Origin of the sequence: Rhodoferax sp., from assembly GCF_028715765.1 — a bacterium.
Classification (GTDB): Bacteria; Pseudomonadota; Gammaproteobacteria; order Burkholderiales; family Burkholderiaceae_C; genus Rhodoferax.
The window spans coordinates 21923-25535 of sequence record NZ_JAQURE010000044.1 but is presented as its reverse complement, the minus strand read 5'-3'; the positions used below and the strand labels follow the sequence as shown (position 1 = coordinate 25535).

2 protein-coding genes are annotated in these 3613 nt (G+C 59.7%); both read right to left on the bottom strand.

What is annotated here, in order from left to right; translation table 11 throughout:
• On the bottom strand, positions 1–3038 hold a 3038-nt coding region (locus tag PHT20_RS13515; RefSeq protein WP_301020913.1), incomplete at its 3' end, for an ATP-binding protein.
• Positions 3035–3613: EAL domain-containing protein (locus PHT20_RS13510; RefSeq protein ID WP_301020912.1), on the bottom strand; the 579-nt coding region annotated here is incomplete at its 5' end. The genes PHT20_RS13510 and PHT20_RS13515, both read right to left, overlap by 4 nt.

Genomic DNA, 3613 nt, shown 5'->3' with positions numbered 1-3613 from the left:
GCCAGCACTTCAATGCCGTGCGCCAGCATGCCACTGCGGCCGCGGCGCACCAGCCGCACCACTTGCGGGTGGTCTTGCCACATGCGCTGCTCTTGTGCCTCGGTGGCCGCGTCTTTGGGGCTAGACAAGTCAAGCAGCAACACCGTGGCTTGCGCCCCCTGCGCCATGCGCTTTTGCGCCGCGGCCATGTCTGGCAGCACGGTGATGCACGCCCCCGCAGAGCCCAGGTACACCTGCAGCAGCGTCATGTTGCCAAGCGCCGGAGCCACAGCCAACACCTGCACCCCGGTCAAGTCTGGCACCAGCGGTGCACGGTAGGTGCTGGGTGGCGTGGCCAGTGTCAAAGGCAAGGCCACGGTGAATTCAGAGCCCACGCCGGGGCTGCTTTGCACGCTGATGCGCCCTTGCAGCAGCTCGACCAGCCGGTGGGTGATGGACAAACCCAAGCCGGTGCCACCAAACATGCGCACCGTGCTGCTGTCGGCTTGGGTAAAGGGTTTGAAAATCCGCGCCAGCACATCGGGGGTCATGCCAATGCCGTTGTCCACCACCCGCAGTTGCACCCATTGGCCGCCATCGGGCTGCTGCACAGGCTGCACATGCAGCAGGGTTTGACCCACGCCAGCGTTGACAAATTTGAGCGCGTTGCCCAGCAAATTAAGCAAAATTTGGCGCAACCGGGTGGGGTCTGACTGCACCCATTCGGGCAAGGTGGGGGCGATGAACAGCGACAGTGCCACGTCTTTGCTGCGCGCGGTGTTGAGCATCAGCAGCGCCGCGCCTTCCACCACTTCCCGTAAAGAGGTGGCGGTGTGCTCCACTTCAAGCTTGCCGGCCTCGATTTTTGAAAAATCAAGGATGTCGTTCAAAATGCCCAGCAACGACATCGACGATTTCTGAACCGTATCCAACATGCGCTGCTGCTCAGCGTTCAGCACGGTTTGCTGCAAGATGTCAAGCATGCCAATCACCCCATTCATGGGGGTGCGAATTTCATGGCTCATGTTGGCTAAAAATTCAGACTTGGAACGGTTGGCAGCATCAGCTTGCTGGCGTGCCTCCAGCAACTCTTGGGTTCGGCTTTGCACCAGCTCTTCCAGGTGCTCACGGTGTTGCAGCAGCTCGTCGGCGGTGCGTTTGCGCTCGGTGATGTCTTCATACACCCCCACAATGCCCTGCACCTGACCGGCCGCATCTTTGAACGGCACTTTGGAGGTGCGCAGCCACATGGTGTGGCCGTCTGGGGTGGTCTGGGGTTCATCAAAAAACAGCTTGGGCTGGTCACTTTGCATGACGTTGCGGTCATCCGCACGGTACCGCTCGGCCTGATCGACCCAGCCCATTTGAAAGTCGTTTTTGCCCACCAAATCAATCGGGGCGCGCTTGCCAGCGTCTTGGGCAAAGGCGGTGTTGCAGCCCAGGTAATTGAGGTTGATGTCTTTCCAAAACACCCGCATCGGAATGGCATCGATGACCGTGGCCAGCAGCACATAAGCGTTGGACAAGGCGGTTTCTGCCAATTTGCGCTCGGTGATGTCTTGCACTGTGCCCACCGAGCGCAGGGGTTGGCCAGTGGCATCAAAGTCGCTGTGGCAACGCTCTTGCACCCATTTGATGCGGCCGTCCGTCATGCGCAGGCGGTGCTCAATTTGGTAAGGGCGCTGGTTCAGCAGCGATTCGCTGTAAGCCAGGTTGACCGCGCTGCGATCATCAGGGTGAATGGCCGCCAAAAACGCCTCGTAGGTGGCTGGAAACTGGCGGGCATCAAGTTCGAACAAGTTAAAAATCTCTTCGCTCCAGACCAGCCGGTTGGTCACCAGGTCAAGCTCCCAACTGCCGATTTGGGCAATTTTTTGAGCCTCATGCAGGCGCTGCGCCAGCGCTGTGGCAGCTTGCTCACTGGCGTTCAGGTCAAGCTGGCGCTGCTTGAGGCTGCCAAGCAAATGGTTGAAGCCGTGAATCAGTTGACCCACCTCGTCTTGGCTGGTTTGTGGCAAGGGCTGCAGCGGCTGGTGTGCGTCGGCTTGGCGAAGCAGCGCGGCATACGCGCTGTGCAAGGGCTGCAACTGGCGGCGCAACAACCACCAGGCCAGCGCGGCAGCCAGTAGCGACAGCAGCACACTGGCCATGGCAATGCGAAAAGTGAGTTGGCCAACCGGCGCAAACGCTTGCGCGCTCGGCAACGAGGCCAGCAAGCTCCAGCCTGCCACGGGTACGCTTTTGACAGAAGCCAACACGGCCACACCTTGGACATTGCGAGTGAGCGCAGCACCTTCAAAACCCGCCAAAAAGCGGTCTAACTCAGGGTTTTGCCCAGCGGCGGGCAACGGTTGCAATGCCAGTTGATGAGCCACATCTACCACCCTTTGCCGACGCTTGGGAATGATGAGGTGGTAGTGGCTGACATCTGCCTCATCTGCTGAAGCCCCCAGGTGAATGAAGTTGGCTTGGCGCAAATCCAGCAGCCCCACCAAGACGCCTTGCACCGAGCTGAGGGCAGCGCCTTGGCGCAAACGAATAGGCGTGGCCAGCGGCACCAGCACGGTTTGCAGCTGGGCATCAAACAGCGGACTACCGACTGAACTTGTGCCGTCTTTAAGCGCCTGGCTAACCCCTTCCAAAGACAGCTGTTGCTGCCCCAGTCGGCCAAGCTGGGCTGGGTAAGAGGCGATCACTTGGCCTTGAGCATTGGTCACAAAATAGCCGCCCCTAAAAAAAGTGGGCATCGCCGGGCGGGTTTCCAGCAGGGCTTGCAGCGCCTGCGGGCTGGCCAAGTGCTGGGGCTGAATCAACTGGGTGACGTTGACCAGCGTGTCCAGGCGCTCTTGCAAGGTGCGGTTGAGCTCCTGCGCTGACAAGCTGACGTTATGCAACTGCTGCTGACCCAGCAGGCGCTCCAGGTCTTGCTGCAAACTGCGGCTGACATACGCAGTAAGCGTCCAGATACCGGCCAAAAACAAGCCCAACAGCAGCAGCGTGAGCCGGGTTTGTAAAGACTGAAAAGACAGCGAGTGAATGGGTTTGAGGGCGGTTCTCATACCGGGGCATGGGCATGGAGCCACTGGCTGCAGGCCTCAAACGACATCGGGCGGGCGTACAAAAAGCCTTGCACAATTTGGCCACCACTGGCGCGCACAAAATCAAGCTGCGCCGGGGTCTCAACCCCTTCGGCAATCACTTTCATGCCAAGTTGACGCCCCAGCAGCACCGCTATTTGCACCACCGCGCGGGCTTTGCGCTCGGTGTCGGCGCGTTGTACAAAACTGCCATCAATTTTGAGCTCATGGAACGGCAGGTCGATGAGCTGCACCAGGCTTGAAAAGCCCGTGCCGAAGTCATCTATGGAAAGCACAAACCCCATCAGAGACAAGCGCGTGAGGGTTTCCATGGCCAAAGAGCGGTCGATCATCAGGCGGCTCTCGGTGACCTCCAGCACCAGGTCTGAGGGCTGCAAACCGGCTTGCGCCACCAGCTCACCCAGGCGCTCGGGCAATTCCAGGTTGTAGGCGTTTTCCATGCTCAGGTTCACGGCCACACAGGGCGAGAGGCCTTGGCTGCGCCACACCACCATGTCGGCCAGAATTTGCGTCACCATGACCAACAGCAGTGCCTC